At 43.4% G+C, this 14,111-nt stretch carries 12 protein-coding genes; 1 reads left to right on the plus strand and 11 read right to left on the minus strand.

The window, feature by feature from the left end:
• Positions 1-389 precede the first annotated feature (389 nt).
• Genes rplT through infC form a run of 3 tightly spaced genes read right to left on the minus strand, consistent with a single transcriptional unit; the run spans position 390 to position 1,529 of the window.
• Positions 390-746 (minus strand): 50S ribosomal protein L20, encoded by a 357-nt coding sequence (gene rplT / locus KQI87_RS02695; RefSeq protein ID WP_119233354.1) that lies wholly within the window; start codon positions 744-746, stop codon positions 390-392.
• A 55-nt stretch (positions 747-801) separates the two neighbouring features.
• Positions 802-999, minus strand: a complete 198-nt coding sequence (gene rpmI, locus KQI87_RS02700) for a 50S ribosomal protein L35 (RefSeq protein ID WP_008706525.1) — start codon at positions 997-999, stop codon at positions 802-804.
• Between the two features lie 35 nt (positions 1,000-1,034).
• On the minus strand, positions 1,035-1,529 hold the full coding sequence (gene infC / locus KQI87_RS02705; RefSeq protein ID WP_117844126.1) for a translation initiation factor IF-3: 495 nt from the start codon (positions 1,527-1,529) through the stop codon (positions 1,035-1,037).
• Positions 1,530-1,948: 419 nt separating this feature from the next.
• On the opposite strand from infC, the gene KQI87_RS02710 reads away from it, so the two are divergent.
• Positions 1,949-2,278, plus strand: coding sequence for a DUF1540 domain-containing protein (locus tag KQI87_RS02710; protein ID WP_216458804.1), 330 nt, complete (start codon positions 1,949-1,951; stop codon positions 2,276-2,278).
• A gap of 136 nt (positions 2,279-2,414) precedes the next feature.
• Here KQI87_RS02710 and ftsZ read toward each other — a convergent pair whose 3' ends face one another.
• From ftsZ to KQI87_RS02750, 8 genes are all read right to left on the minus strand, one after another.
• A complete protein-coding gene (gene ftsZ / locus KQI87_RS02715; RefSeq protein WP_216458917.1) occupies positions 2,415-3,593 on the minus strand; it encodes a cell division protein FtsZ in 1,179 nt (392 codons plus the stop codon).
• Positions 3,594-3,841: 248 nt separating this feature from the next.
• Positions 3,842-4,999: a cell division protein FtsQ/DivIB gene (locus KQI87_RS02720; protein ID WP_216458805.1), complete on the minus strand. Its 1,158-nt coding sequence runs from the start codon at positions 4,997-4,999 to the stop codon at positions 3,842-3,844.
• Between the two features lie 19 nt (positions 5,000-5,018).
• On the minus strand, positions 5,019-6,311 hold the full coding sequence (murA, locus tag KQI87_RS02725) for a UDP-N-acetylglucosamine 1-carboxyvinyltransferase (protein ID WP_330655655.1): 1,293 nt from the start codon (positions 6,309-6,311) through the stop codon (positions 5,019-5,021).
• A 41-nt stretch (positions 6,312-6,352) separates the two neighbouring features.
• Positions 6,353-7,456 (minus strand): FtsW/RodA/SpoVE family cell cycle protein, encoded by a 1,104-nt coding sequence (locus KQI87_RS02730; RefSeq protein ID WP_216458806.1) that lies wholly within the window; start codon positions 7,454-7,456, stop codon positions 6,353-6,355.
• An 89-nt stretch (positions 7,457-7,545) separates the two neighbouring features.
• The gene (gene murD, locus KQI87_RS02735; RefSeq protein ID WP_216458807.1) at positions 7,546-8,901 is read right to left on the minus strand and encodes a UDP-N-acetylmuramoyl-L-alanine--D-glutamate ligase; all 1,356 of its coding nucleotides are present in this window, start codon (positions 8,899-8,901) and stop codon (positions 7,546-7,548) included.
• A 30-nt stretch (positions 8,902-8,931) separates the two neighbouring features.
• The gene (mraY, locus tag KQI87_RS02740; RefSeq protein WP_216458808.1) at positions 8,932-9,888 is read right to left on the minus strand and encodes a phospho-N-acetylmuramoyl-pentapeptide-transferase; all 957 of its coding nucleotides are present in this window, start codon (positions 9,886-9,888) and stop codon (positions 8,932-8,934) included.
• Positions 9,889-10,002: 114 nt separating this feature from the next.
• Entirely contained in the window at positions 10,003-11,859 is a 1,857-nt protein-coding gene (locus KQI87_RS02745; protein WP_216458809.1) for a peptidoglycan D,D-transpeptidase FtsI family protein, read from the minus strand.
• A gap of 61 nt (positions 11,860-11,920) precedes the next feature.
• Complete coding sequence (locus KQI87_RS02750) at positions 11,921-14,101, minus strand: peptidoglycan D,D-transpeptidase FtsI family protein (RefSeq protein ID WP_216458810.1); 2,181 nt, start codon at positions 14,099-14,101, stop codon at positions 11,921-11,923.
• Positions 14,102-14,111 lie beyond the last annotated feature (10 nt).

Below are 14,111 nucleotides of genomic sequence, written 5' to 3' on the forward strand. Positions count from 1 at the left end.
TACATCATTTAGTTTCTAGTTTCCGCAAGTTCATTTATTATGTAAAGGAACTGAAAAGTAACAAAAAGCCAACTGGGTTCCCAGCCGGCTTTGGCTTCCACTGACACTTTAATATGTTGCTGTTTTAAATTATATCACCATATATTTGACCATGCAAGAAAAACTTTATGGAAATTTAAGTTTTTTCCGTCTTTCATGGACACTTGACCGCACTGCACACGCAATTTTATCTCATTTTCAGTTTTATGTAAACTACAGTAATCATGCTACATAAATGTCCGCCACTCCTTTTACCAAAAAAGGTACACACAGAAACCGTAACAATTTCTATGTGTACCTCAAAATTCTGATTTAATTTATCAAATCTTATTTCTCTCTAAAACCGCCAATTATGCGATTGCTTTTTTAGCGATCTCAGCAAGTGCTGCAAATCCTTCTGCATCGTTTACTGCAAGTTCAGCAAGCATCTTTCTGTTGATGTCGATGTTTGCAACTTTAAGTCCGTGCATCATTTTGCTGTAGGATAATCCGTTCATTCTTGCTGCAGCGTTGATACGTGCGATCCAGAGCTGTCTGAACTGACGTTTTTTCTGCTTTCTTCCTGCATAGGAGCTAGCAAGTGCTCTCATTACAGACTGTTTAGCAACTCTATACTGTTTGGAACGGGCTCCTCTGTAGCCTTTTGCCAGTTTTAATGTACGATTATGTTTCTTCTTTGCGTTTAATCCGCCTTTAATTCTTGCCATTTCTTAAATTTCCTCCTGTTCGTCTATCTCGATAAATACTTAGTTTAACCGCATTTTATAAATATGGTAATGCTTTCTTCATGCTCTTAACATTAGTAGCATCAACAACAGTAGATTTTCTCAGATTTCTTTTTCTCTTCTGAGATTTCTTTGTTAAGATATGGCTCTTATAAGCTTTATTTCTTACTAATTTTCCTGTACCTGTTTTTTTGAAACGTTTTGCTGCTGCTCTACAAGTTTTAATTTTTGGCATTGTAATTTCCTCCTTAAACTGTATCTCTATTATATTTAACGCTTTTCCGTTAAAAACATGGTCATGCTTCTGCCTTCAACCTTCGGTGCCTTCTCCACTGTTGCCACGTCTGCAAGCTGTTCTGCAAAATCATCGAGTACATGTTTGCTGCTTGCCATATGTGCCATCTCTCTACCACGGAAACGTAATGTTACCTTTACTCTGTCACCCTTGGAGAGGAACTTTCTGGCGGCGTTGACTTTCGTATTCAGGTCATTGGTATCAATGTTTGGAGAAAGTCGCACTTCTTTGACATCGATGGTCTTCTGCTTCTTCTTGGCTTCTTTTTCTTTTCTTGCAAGCTCGTAGCGGTATTTACCATAATCGATAATCTTACATACCGGTGGTTTCGCCTGCGGGGCAATTTTTACCAGGTCAAGCCCTGCCTCCTGAGCTTTGAACATTGCTTCTTTCGCGGACATGATTCCAAGCTGTTCTCCGTCCGAACCGATTAAGCGTACCTCTTTGTCTCTGATCTGTTCGTTAATCATTAAATTGCTAATTGTAGTGCACCTCCATACCTGTTAGATAGATTCTAATGACTTCTCGTCGCCCTCATATTTACATAAAAAAAGCGTGGACAAAATCCACACCCTGCTATCACACTCATCGATATCCTGCTCCAGAACATCCCGATAAAATATCTTCGATGTTCTGCAAAACAAATATCAATAATTTCTGTGCAATATAAACCCAAGCCGCTGAACTTAAATGCGCTGAGGTGAGAGTGGAACTCTGCTTTGTTTTCTTACGTACTTGTATAAGATACCATGTTTCTCATGGCACGTCAAGTACTTTTTTTATTTTTATCTTTAAATTTTTATCTGGAGATTTCACAGGTATATTTTTTCAGAAACTGTACATCCTATTTTCGAAACCTATTCAAAATATTTTTCAGGAGGATATCACTATGACAATTCTTAAATGTTCAGCAGTTAAATGTGTCTACAACAAAGATCAGCTCTGCTCCAAAGGTGAGATCGATGTAACCGGTGAAAATGCTACCAATGCCAATGAGACAAGCTGTGGAAGTTTCCAGGAACGTGTCGGAAATTCCATGACCAACAGCTTCACCAACGGATGCGGCTGCGAAAAAATCCAGATTGACTGTAAAGCACACAACTGTACCTATAATGACGACTGCAAATGCACAGCTTCCTCTATCCAGGTAGATGGTTCCAATGCTAAGGCTTCCTGTGACACCAGATGTGACACATTCCAGTGCAGCTGTGGAGCATAAACCAGCATTTATTCTATCACAGTGATATAGACAGTTGAATTTTTACTGTATACACACATTGTGTAAAAAAGAGACATGTCCATCTTTAACCGGGCATGTCTCTTTCATTTTACATATTTATCAGCTCATTGTCTGCTTATCTGTTTCTTAAGAAATCTGGAATCTGGATGTCTTTCTTCTGAACAGTGCTGGACGGAGTCTTAGTAGCTCCAAATGGTGTAGCATTCATTGTCGGAAGACTGAAGCTAGGCATGCTCATGTTGCTGCCTGCTGTTGCTGTAGTTCCGGCTGTTGTGCCTGTTACTGTTGAAGAAGGTCTTCTTGCACCAAAGGAAGAAGCTGTGCTTCTTTTTCCGAAAGGGGTCTGCTGAAGATTATCATCATTCAGACCTGTTGCGATTACTGTGATTCTACAGTAGTCAGCAACTGTGTCATCATACATAGCACCAAAGATGATGTTTGCTTCCTCACCTGTAAGCTCCTGAACATAGCTTGCTGCATCGTTTGCATCCATAAGAGAAATATCTCCGGAGATATTGATGATAACGTGTGTAGCACCCTTAATGGTTGTCTCAAGAAGTGGAGAAGATACAGCCTGCTGTACAGCTTCCATAGCCTTGTCGTCTCCTCTTGCTTCACCAATACCGATATGAGCGATTCCCTTGTCTGTCATTACAGTCTGAACGTCTGCAAAGTCAAGGTTGATCAGTGCCGGCAGGTTGATCAGGTCTGTAATACCCTGTACCGCCTGCTGCAGAACCTCGTCAGCCTTCTTCAGAGCTTCTGGCATAGTTGTTCTGCGGTCTACAACTTCTAATAATTTATCATTCGGGATAACAATTAATGTATCCACTGCTTTCTTCAGATTCTCAATACCTGCAAGTGCATTGTTCATACGGGTTCTTGCTTCAAAACGGAAAGGTTTGGTAACAACACCAACTGTAAGGATACCCATTTCTTTCGCTGCTGCTGCGATCACAGGTGCAGCGCCAGTTCCGGTTCCGCCTCCCATACCACAGGTAACGAATACCATATCCGCACCTTCCATTAACTGCTTTACTTCTTCAATGCTCTCTTCTGCTGCTTTCTGTCCAACCTCAGGCTGTGCTCCTGCACCAAGACCCTTGGTAATCTTCTCGCCAATCTGAAGTACAGTTGGAGCTTTACACAGAGTTAAAGCCTGTTTATCAGTATTCACACCTACAAACTCTACTCCGCCGATGGCCTCTTCCACCATCCTGTTTACTGCATTATTTCCGGCTCCACCTACACCGATCACTATAATCTTTGCAGATGATTCAGCCTCATTTGACATAATCTCTAACAATGTACTTCCTCCTTTATTTATATCTGATATCCTTCTCAGTAGTTTATATCAAAGTTACATATAGATATATCATATATTTTTTTTTGAAATTAATCAACCATTAATTTCGTTTTTTTATACTTTTTTCACGATTTTTCGGCAACTGCTGCTTGTCCAATATCTGTCATCCTGCTTTTTCTTCCAGTTTATCCAGACTCTGACAGAATACCAGAACAGCCGCTTTTATCGTATTTTTATCAGTATTCTTCGTCTCCGTAATAGTCTCCACCATCACCAATATAGTTACCATACTCATCATATTGGTCAGAACTGTCACTGCTGTCGTTTCCATATCCTGTATCGTAACTGCCAGAATCTTCCTCCCAACTGTCCCCGGATGTGTCAGCGCTCTGATCTTCCGTATCACTGCTGTCACTGTTCTCCTGCGCTGCTGCATCCAGAGATTCCTGTGTCGGCTTCGGTCCTACATAATTTCCGTCTGCATCATACTCACCTGCGCCGGTATAGTCACCCTCTCCATCATAACCACCGTTCCAGTTCTCTATCGCTTCCTCAAGGGCAGTCTTCGGTTTTGCACCTACATAATTGCCATTTTCGTTATATTCGCCATCTCCGGTGTAATCGCCGTCTTCATTATAACCGCCATTCCAGTTCTCAGCTGTAATCTCCGTATTATCCTGCTCTTCCTTTTCTTCCTCAAATGTATTGGTATCTGTAGATACACTCTCCATATGAAGAATTCCTTTCTTTCCCTGAATCTTCGGCATGATCGCTATGACACGATTCATCTTCTCTTCCAGATTCTCATCCTTTCCAAGCTGTACTGTAATGTCACCATAGATCAGGCTGATAGAATAACTGCTGTCAAACTGGATATGATCCGGGATCATGTCATTCTTCTGAAATATCGTGGAAAGCGCAACTGCTGTATTTAGTACAGTATCACCCTTGATATCCAGCTTCTCATCCATCACGATCTTATTTACCTGGATACCATCAAAATAAGGCACAGTCTCGTCCCTTGTCTGGGATCCCTCGACAAAGATCCCATTTCTGTCAAAATAAATATAACTGTCCAGATATTTGATACAGCCTACGATTTTCTTTTCCTTTACACTGATACAGATCGTACTGCGGTTTAACTGTGTTACTTTAAATGCATCCACATATATGATATCATCCGTCTTCGTCGTACTGTAAAACAATGGTGCAAGGACCGAATTGGAAGCCAGCGGTCCCCGAAGCACCATCTTCTTTACTTCTTCATCTGTATAATGAGAAGTTCCCCTCACTTCTACAGAATCTACTTTATAATAAGAAAAAAAGGCTATCATAGCAACAAGAATCCCTGCTCCTATCACCCCTGCAATAATCTTCTTTGTCTTCTTACTCATAGGAGGTTTCTTCCCATAATTACTTTTTCTCATAAATCCTCAAATCCTCGCCGGCGGACTGCCATATCTCACAGCCCAAAGCCTGTAAATCTCTGCAAATGTGCTCATATCCTCTGCTTATAAAGCCTGCCTGTGTGATACAGGTCTCTCCTTCTGCCATAAGCGCTGCAATGATCAGCGCCGCTCCTCCTCTAAGATCTCCTGCCTGCACAGTAATTCCTGTAAGCGGTCTCCCGCCCCGGATCACAGCCTCATCACCATTTACCACGATATCCGCACCCATCTTATTCATCTGGAAAGCACTTCCAAATCTCTGATCAAAAATGCGCTCTCTGATCACGCTTTTGCCCGATATTCCAGTCAGCACTGCCATAAGTGGAGCCTGAAGATCTGTCGGAAATCCCGGATAGGTTTCAGTTTCCACTAATTCTGCCGGTCTGACTGCCCGCTTTCCATTGACCTTTAGTGTACCACCATTCGCTTCATATTGTCCACCTATTTTCTGATATACTTCCAGGAATGCTTTTAATTCTCCTTCCGGCACATTCCGAAGTACGATCTCACTCTTTGCCGCGGCAGCTGCACATAAATAGGTGCCTGCCACGATCCGGTCCGGTGGTATCGTATATTTTCCAGGTCCCAGTTCCCGAACTCCCCGGATATAGATTTCCCCGGTTTCTTCGCCTTCAATCACCGCTCCCATGGATTTCAAATATCTGCCAAGCCAGAACACTTCCGGCTCTTTCGCACAGTTATACAGTTTCGTCTCTCCTTGTGCCAATACTGCTGCCAGCATTGCCTGCTGCGTTGCTCCCACACTTGATTTCTCAAAGAAAATCTCTCCGCCACGAAATCTGATACATTCTGCATCCAGTCCGGAAACTGTCTCGCAGATGTCAGCTCCCAGAGTTCTCAGTGCCATAAGATGAAGGTCTATCGGCCTTTTTCCGATAATGCACCCTCCCGGATATCCAATCCTGCACCTTTTATTTCTGGCAAGAACTGCACCAAGAAGAATCACGGAAGAACGCATCCTTCCTGTATAAACCTCCGGAATTTCTGTTTTATCTGCATCGGTACAGTCCAGATAGAGATCATGATCCTCCCACCAGGTAACTGCACCAAGACTTCTCAGGATTTCTTCCATACAAAAAACATCTGAAATCTTCGGACATCCTTTCAGAACACTGAGTCCCCTGTGCATCAGGGATGCCGCCATCATTGGAAGTGCCGCATTCTTAGAGCCCTGTATGAAAATCTCTCCGCTAAGAGAGCATTTGCCCATCACATGGATCTCATCCAAAATTTTCACTCCTAAAGGGCCTCTTACCTTATATTGTATGTTCTTTCCTGCTATCTGTTACTGTTTCGACCATACCTGCCTACACTCATTGCCAGCCCCATCTCACCCAGAAGAAATACCTCTGAAGTTCCGCCATAGCTGACAAAGGGCAAGGTAATCCCTGTATTTGGAATCGTATTTGTTACTACTGCAATGTTCAGAATTACCTGAATTGCCAAATGTCCCATAATTCCTCCGCAGATCAATGCACCTGCCAGATCTTTCGCATGCATGGCAATCACTCCAAGCCGCCACAAAAGCAATGCAAACAACAGAATCAGAAATACAGCCCCGGCAACGCCCATTTCCTCACAAATAATAGAGAAGATCATATCATTCTGTGCTTCCGGTACAAATCCCAGTTTCTGCAGACTGCTTCCGAATCCTCTGCCAAAAATTCCTCCGCTTCCGATAGCATAAAGTCCCTGAATGGTCTGAAAACCTTTTTCATACTTCTCCGGATTTCTCCAGATTGCCAGACGTTCCAGACGGTAACTCTCTGCTGCCAGAAAAATTGCCACAAATCCAATCCCTGTACTGCCAAGTCCGATAAATTGCATATATTTCGGATTCGATGAAAAAATCAAAATCACGCCAATTCCCAGAATAATGATGGCAGTACTCAGATTATTAGAACCAACCAGGCCAACAATAGGAAGAAGTGTCAGCATCGTCCTGCACATAAACCAGAAACCTTCTGTCCTTTTCTGCGATCTCTCAATCTGCCATGCAAGAAACAGGATCACCGCTACTTTTGCAAATTCTGAGGGCTGGAAAGACAACGGTCCCAGATTCAGCCACCGCTTTGACCCGTTAATTTCCTGTCCGAACAAAAGTACTGCCGTAGACAAAACCATAGAAAACAGATATGCAACAGGTGCCAGTTTCAGAAAGAAATGATAATCGACCGAAGAAACCATATACATGGCTCCCATTCCCAGTGCAGTAGCAAATAATTGTTTTTTAAAATAATAGGCAGAGTCGCCGAAACGTACTCTGCCATTATATTCACTGGTACTGAACAGTACTGCCAGGCCAAAAGCCGCAAGCAGTACTACCAGTACCAGCATCGTCCTATCTGTTTTTGATAAATCTGTCGCTCTTTTCTGCGCCATCCGGTTCTCCGAAAAATTCTCTATAGCCGGCCGCTCCCGGATTCTATTCCCTCTGCCGGACAGCTATAAGTCTCTTACTTATAGATATTCTACAGATTTCTTACATATTCCTTAAACATATCTCCACGCTGCTCATAGTTATCAAACTGTCCCCAGCTTGCGCATGCAGGAGAAAGTAAAACTGCATCGCCAGGCTGTGCTTTCTCTGCACATACCTTTACTGCTTCTTTCAGATCCTCACAGAGAATGATATCGTGAAAACCATGTTTCTCTGCCGCTTCTTTGATCTTCTCCTTTGTCTGTCCGATCAGTACCAGGTAACGGACTTTTCCATCAAAGGCTTCGATCCATTCGTCATAGCTGGACTGTTTGTCATAGCCGCCACCGATCAGAAGTGTCGGACGGTTCATTGCCTGGATTCCTTTGATTGCTGCATCCGGGTTTGTTCCCTTGGAGTCATTATAATAAGCAACTCCGTTCTTCTCTGTTACATACTCAATTCTGTGTGCAACAGCCGTGAATTCACAGATACTCTTACGGATACTGTCCATGGACACGCCGTCATAATAAGCCATCGCAACAGCTGCCATTACGTTCTCAAAATTGTGTTTGCCAAGAAGTTTCAGATCCTCTGTCTTTACTACTTCGATCTCCTTTTCTCCATCTTTAAGAACAATTGTATTTCCGTCCAGATAGATGCCTTCATCCAGTTTACGTTCGCTGGAGAAGTATACCACTCTAGGAGTCAGATGCTCGCCAAATTTACGAAGTACTTCGTCTTCATAATTCAGCACACAGACATCCTCTGTTCCCTGATTCTCTGTGATCAGTTCTTTCACACGGATATACTCTTCCATTGTGTGATGGCGGTTCAGATGATCCTCTGTGATGTTCAGGATTGCTGATACTTTCGGTGCAAACTCTTCGATCGTCTCAAGCTGGAAGCTGCTGATCTCGGCAACAGTTACGGAATTCGGCTTCATCTCCAGTGCTTTGGATGTATATGGGGTTCCGATATTTCCTACGACAAATACAGACTCTCGGGCATCCTGCATGATTTTTCCCAGAAGCGCTGTGGTAGTTGTCTTTCCGTTTGTTCCTGTGATAGCAAGTACTTCGCCGTCTCCAACTCTGTACGCCAGTTCAACCTCTCCCCATACCGAAAGTCCCTGTTCATAGAAGCTCTTCACGATTGGAAGATCTGTCGGTACTCCAGGACTGAGGACTACGAGATCAAGACTTTTCTGTACTTCCTTCGGAAGTTCTCCGGCATATACTTCCACCGGATAAGTTCCGTCTGTTTTATGTACAACTGCTTCTTTATCAATCTCTGCATTTCCGTCATAAATGACCGGAAATGCTCCTACTTTCGCAAGAAGGTCAGATGCTCCGATCCCGCTCTTGCCGGAACCGAATACAAGGACCTTTTTTCCCTGTAATTCCATAATAATTTCCTCCTTATTATCAACGATATCTTACAGTGCCAGAAGTGCGATCATGCACATAACAGCTGTAATAACTGAGAACACCGCAACCACACGTGTCTCAGACCATCCGCATAATTCAAAATGATGATGGATCGGTGCCATCTTAAAGATTCGTTTACCGTGTGTTGCCTTAAAGTAAGTTACCTGGATCATAACAGAAAGAACTTCGATCAGGTAGATCAGACCTACCAGCAGGATAAATAACGGCATCTGCATTACATAGGCAGTACCTGCAACAAATCCGCCAAGTGCCAGAGATCCGGTATCTCCCATGAATACTTTTGCCGGATATACGTTAAACAGTAAAAATCCCATCAGGCTTCCCACAACTGCACAGGTGATCGGCTCAATCCCGGATTTCATTCCGATAGAAACCACGGAGAAAAATACTGCTACGATCAGAGTTACGCTAGAAGCAAGACCGTCCAGACCATCTGTAAAGTTTACACCATTTACAGTACCGATCACTGCAAAGAAAAGTACAGGGATCGCAAGCCATCCAAGGTTCAGGAAGTGTCCGCTCCAGAATGGGATTCTCATTGTCAGAGAAATGTCTGTATATTTAACAATATAAAATACAAAAATCGCAGTCAGTACTACCTGAAGGGAAAACTTCTGCCAAGGAAGCAGTCCATCAGAACGCTTCAATACTACTTTCAGATAATCATCCAGAAAACCGATGATTCCAAACCCCAGTGTCAGGAATAATACCGGAATGATCTTTGGATAGTCGCCTACATAAAATAATGAAGTAACTGCTGTGGCGATCAGAAAGATCACGCCGCCCATTGTCGGAGTTCCGGCTTTCTTTAAGTGGGACTGCACGCCCTCTGTTCTTTCTGTCTGACCCATCTTCAGTTTCCTAAGAAAAGGAATGATGATCGGTCCTAATACAACGCTGATTGCAAATGCGATCAATACAGGGATTACAACTTGAAATTCCATCTCACACCTCGTTCATTCTTTCGTTTTTTTACTGAAAGTGTTTTTGTTTTTTACTTTCAGATTGCCTTTAGTATACGGCTTTTTTACTCATTTATCAACCCTGCCGGGCGATTTTTACTGTTCACCGACAATCTCCTGTGAAGTATTTTGGGGGATTCCAAGATATGGCAGGATATTTTCAAAGATGCTGCGGATCACCGGAGCTGCAATGGTTCCGCCATAATAAATTCCCTGAGGATCGTGAATAATACATAATCCAAGAACTGTCGGATTTTCTGCCGGAGCAAAACCAAGAAACGAGGAAATGTAACGGTTAGCACTTCTTGGGAGAGTCTGGGACGTGGCCGTTTTCCCTCCGATAGAATAGCCTTCAATCTTTGCATTTCTGCCGGAACCCTGTGAGACTACCGTTTCCAGAATTTCTCTTACTCTTCTGGAAGTTTCCTGGGAAACGATTCCCTCCTGCACCGGGAATTCAAGCTTCTTCCCTTTTGTTCCATCCGGATTCAGCACTGCAACTCCGAAATGTGGCGTCACCCGTCTTCCGCCATTGATCAGCGAACTGACTGTTGTCGCAAGCTGTACAGGTGTGATCTGAAAAGACTGACCAAAAGAAACCGTCGCCAGTTCTACTTCTCCCATATTTTTCTCCTGATGCATGATCGTTCCAGCCTCTCCAGGCAGATCAATACCTGTTTTCGTCAGAAGTCCAAACTGTCTGAAACATTGATAAAAACGCTCTACACCAAGACGAAGTCCTACTTCAATAAACACAGGATTGCAGGAATTCTGAGCTCCTTCTACGAAATTCTGGGCTCCATGACCGGTTCGCTTGGCGCAATGGATCCTGCGATCCTCCACCAGTTTATATCCAGGACAGTAAAAGCGGTCATTTTCAGAAACAACACCCACTTCCAGTCCGGCAGACATGGTAATAATCTTAAATGTGGAACCAGGCTCATACGTATCATTCAGACATGGATTCCGCCACATCTGATTCAGCAGATCCTGCTTTCTTTCTGCCTCTGTTTTTCTCTTTGTTATCGTTTGCGCCTGTGTGTCCTGAGACACGGCGGTCTGCTGCGTCTGATCTGCCTGCGTTCCTTCTTGTCCTTCTTCCTGTTCTGCTGCTAACTGCACCTGAAGTTCTTCTGTCAATGTAAAAGGATCATTCAGGTCAAATTCTGGGACGTTAACACAGGCATAGATTTCTCCATTCTGCGGATTCATCAGGAGAATGGAGACTCGTTCTGCCTGCTTTTCCTCCATTACTTTCAACGCTGCCTGCTGCACGAACTCCTGTATATTGGCATCAAGACTAATAAGCAGGCTTTTTCCTTCTTCCGGTTCTTCTCTTGTTTCGCCCAGTTTATCAATCTCTACGCCTCTGGCATCCGTAGTTGTCAGAATCTTACCCGGGCTGCCTTTCAGGATTTCTTCATATTTTACTTCCAGGCCGATGATTCCCTGATTATCACCCCCTGTAAATCCGATCACCTTGGAGGCCAGGCTTCCGTATGGATAATAGCGCTTGTAATCCTCATCCACTTTCACACCTGCCAGATTGCTTTCTCTGATTGCATCACCTACGCTTTTCTCTACATTTGTTTTCACTCTTTCTATAGAAGAAACTTTCTCCACCCGTTTACGCACTACAGATTCATCCATTCCCAATTTCTCTGTCAGTAGAGCAATTACTTTCTCAGGCTCCCTGATCTGGCTATGGATCACGGATATGGTACATACAGTCCGGTTAGATGCCAGGACTTTTCCTTTCGCATCCAGTATCTGGCCTCTGGCCGCCTTGATGTCACGTTCCCTTTCATGGAGATCCTTTGCTTTTTCATAGTAATAATCAGACCGAAAGCACATCAGGTGTACCAGTCTTCCGATCAGTCCTGCCATCAGCAGGATGCAGCAGATAAATACCACCCATATTTTCTTCTTATGAAAGGTCATATTCTTTTTCATAAAAAATCCCCGCAGAAATCGTCATACTAATATATGACAAATCCCTGCGGGGGTATGTTTCTTATTCCAGTCCTGCTTCTTCGTTGGTGATTCCATCAGTTTCTGCATTGTTATCCTGCGTAGTCTCTGATTCGTCATCCTCCAGCGGACCAGGTGCATCCGGGTTGGACACTGCATCTCCGGAAGCATCTGTCTCTGTGCTTCCTACACTTGTCACCAGGTTGGTAGACATCTTGTAATTGCCATTGTCATCCAGAATATGATCTCCATTGTCATCCAGCAGATAACCATTTTCATCAATTCTGTTTCCATCCCAGTCGATCAGATTACCGTCTGCATCTACCAGATTTCCATCACTGTTCAGGGAACTGCTGGATGCTGTACTCTTTAAATGGCCTTTGAATCCTTCCCATAACTCAGTTTCCGGTACTGTTCCATCATCGGATTCATCCGGTGTTACATTCAGATATGGAAGAAGTTCAGAAAGAATTCCCTGTGCAATGTACTGTGGATAAGTACTGTTTGCCTGATCATCTACATTCGGCTCATCTACTACTACATAGATCACAACTGCCGGATCATCTACAGGTGCAAATCCAATAAAAGAAACCAGATATTTGCCGTTTCCACGCGGATATTTCTCGGCTGTACCTGTTTTACCACCTGAACTGTATCCCTGTACTTTAGAATGACGGCTGGTACCCTGCTGTACACTTAACGCCATGTAGCTTCGGATATCACTGGAAATTCTTGATGAAATCGTCTGCTTCAGGAGAATCGGTGTGATCGTCTTTACAGTTCCGCCATTGCTGTCCAGGATCTTTGTAACCAGATGTGGCTGATAATAATATCCACCATTGATAACAGAACTCATAGCATTCACTTCCTGGATCATCGTACAGGTAAATCCCTGACCAAACGCTGAGCAGGCAAGCTCTGTTTCTCCCATAGAATCCTTGGTATGGATGATACCTGCCCCCTCATTCGGAAGGTCAATTCCTGTTCTGGTTCCAAAGTTAAACAGGCTCTGCGCCTTGATAAACTGAACTGCTCCCATTTTAGCACCAATCTGCATCATAGCATCATTACAGGAGTTTGCGATTACTTCACCCAAAGTCTCTGTACCATGAGCGCTTGGATATACCGCACACTTGATCATAGTATCACCAAATGTCTGGGCTCCGTCACACACAAAGGTATCGGATTCCTGAATCGCACCTTTCTCCAGTGCAGACGCCATAACAATTGGCTTCACAACAGAACCAGGTTCATAAGCATCTGTTACACAGAAATTACTCCACATACTGTTCAGTGCTTCCACTGTTTCCTCGTCACTCATTGCTTTAATCTCATCTTCTGAATATACATTAGAAAGATCTCTCGGATTATTCAGATCATAACGGTCACCGCCATCCATGGCAATAATTTCACCGGTGGACGGGTCCTCTACGATAACACCGATATTCTTGGCACCCATGGCTTCCTTGAATCCATTCACATACTTTTCAACGATCTGCTGCGCACCAATATCAATGCTTGTCTGTATACTCTTTCCGTTTACTGCTGCAATGATCGTCTGTTCTACATCGGAATCATTGTTAATGTATCCGTACTGTCTGCCATCCACACCTGTAAGTGTACTGTTATAATATCCTTCCAGGCCGATATCAGCGACATCACGGTCCAGCGTAAATCCAATCGTATCACATGCAGTTTCACTGAACGGATAACTTCTCAGATAGTCCTCTTCAAACCAGATGCCCTTGATATTCGCTCTCTCCTTAGCCTGCTCTGCAGTAAGCCCGGAATCTTCATCCTCTGCTTCATACTTCTCAAATTCTTTCTTCTTATCCATAGACAGCTGTTTCATCAGAATCTGATACTGACTCTGACTGGTACTTGGATCCGACAGAAGAGAACGTACCGTTTCTTCATCAATCCCTAACTGTTCATTCAATGCACGGATCGTTGGTTCTACATAATCACTGTCCGAATTTACAGTTTTGCAGTCCAGGATCACATTATAAACCTTATTGCTGGTTGCAAGGATATTTCCATTTTTGTCGTAAATGTCGCCTCGCTTTGCCGGCAGAACCTGACTCTCATATTTCTGCTGCGCCTGGCTTAATACCTGCTTCTTATATTTTGTGCCGCTTGTTGCATTAATATAAGTAATTCTTACTATTAATACTACTAAAGCCAGTAACACTACTGCAAATAGCATTACCAGCTTCTTTTTCATGTTGTAATTT

Source organism: Blautia sp. MSJ-9, assembly GCF_018919065.1.
GTDB lineage: Bacteria > Bacillota > Clostridia > Lachnospirales > Lachnospiraceae > Blautia_A.